This is a genomic window from Paucilactobacillus wasatchensis, from assembly GCF_000876205.1.
Taxonomy (GTDB): Bacteria; Bacillota; Bacilli; order Lactobacillales; family Lactobacillaceae; genus Paucilactobacillus; species Paucilactobacillus wasatchensis.
The window spans coordinates 1-1506 of the sequence record NZ_AWTT01000086.1 but is presented as its reverse complement, the minus strand read 5'-3'; the positions used below and the strand labels follow the sequence as shown (position 1 = coordinate 1506).

At 37.6% G+C, this 1506-nt stretch carries 1 protein-coding gene and 1 pseudogene; both read right to left on the bottom strand.

Annotation, left to right across the window (positions count from 1 at the left end; all coding sequences use genetic code 11):
- A partial coding sequence (locus WDC_RS09190; protein WP_044011548.1) for a two-component system regulatory protein YycI occupies nucleotides 1–705 on the bottom strand: 705 nt, incomplete at its 3' end.
- A 25-nt stretch (nucleotides 706–730) separates the two neighbouring features.
- Nucleotides 731–1506 (bottom strand): annotated as a pseudogene (locus tag WDC_RS09755) (YycH family regulatory protein); the annotation flags it as partial.

Below are 1506 nucleotides of genomic sequence, written 5' to 3'. Positions count from 1 at the left end.
AATATAGACCGTGTTACCTTTTAGTGACAGCAACTTAGCGTAACCTAACTTTGCCCACCTAATTTTAGAATTATTCGGAATTTCATTGTGCTGATAAAGCCAAATAACTGCCTTTTTTTGACTAATTGTAGCTTCTTTTTCCCGCAAAGTCTTAATTGCATGCATATACGTTTGCGTATAGCCTGTGATCTGGTTTTTGGAATTTTGCTTAAAGCGAATGACCCCATCAGATGAGAAAACATTTTCGCCCGGCCCTTTTTGGACATACACAATTGTATCACTTGCTGAGGCTGTTAGTTGGGCATCGTAAACGTAGTGAGAGCCAAATGAAATGCGATTTTTATTGGCAACAATCTTATTAAGGACTTTACTAGGATCGTTTTCATCAATGGTAATCGGTCTGGTAAATGTGCCGATTAATTCATCATCGTTGAAACGAATACTTTGGTTGGTTAATTGTTCAGATTGGGTGGTTAAAATATCGCCGCCATCGCTAGAAATATAATAACCTGAACTACGCTTGGCAGACAAGGTATTAACCGTAATTGAATCATCCTTCATTTCTTTTAGAATGGTTGATTCACGGCTAGAACCCGTTGAGGTAGTGGTTGTAAATTGATTATTGGTCGTAAATGAAACAAATAAAAAGACATCAATAGCGATAAACGCCACTAAAAAAATCCACTCAATTCGCTTAAAATCCATTATTGGCCCTCCTTTACGCCTATTGTTAATCTACTAATGTTTTGTAATTTTGCCATTTTCCTTGGTAATAAACATAGTACGTTGGCGCTAGATCAACCACCATGTGTGAATCTTTATTCGTTTGCCATTCGTATCCGAGGCACAGATTTTTAATTTTTTTCAGATTGACACCAGCTGTCTGCAGCTGTTGCAGAACATCACTGGTAGCTGGTACAGTCACATTCTTGGTTCCATTCGGTACAGGTACTTGAAGGCTATACAACGAAAAATAATACTTTTGCTCGCCATCTTTTAAATATTTGATTTGCACGGCGCCATACTGGGTTTGGTTAAAAATTGGAAAACTTTCAACATAACCACGGTAAACAACTTTTTTATTAGCGACATTAGAATGATCGTAGCGAATATTTTCGAGTGGAACACCGATATTACTCAGGTGCTGAAAACTTTTGGTTAATAATGCATTTAAGGTATCCATATTTTTCGTCGCTGAACTGAAATTATCATAGTTGACGGTACCGCTTTTAGTATTGACGACCATCCGCTTATTCGATCCATCTGTATAAGTTGTTTGATGGCCCTTCTTATGCACAGACACTGCCGATGAACTAACTGAATTAAGCAATGTAGTCATCAGACTATTGGCACTTTGCTTGTACATTAAATAACTGTATGTCGGCAGCGAAACGCTATTTGGATAGCTAATGATGTAACGATCATTGAGAAATTGGACTTTAACCTTATATTGTTCCGTTTTGCCATTCACTAATTGCCGGACCTTAGTTAGTTGCGACATTTTAG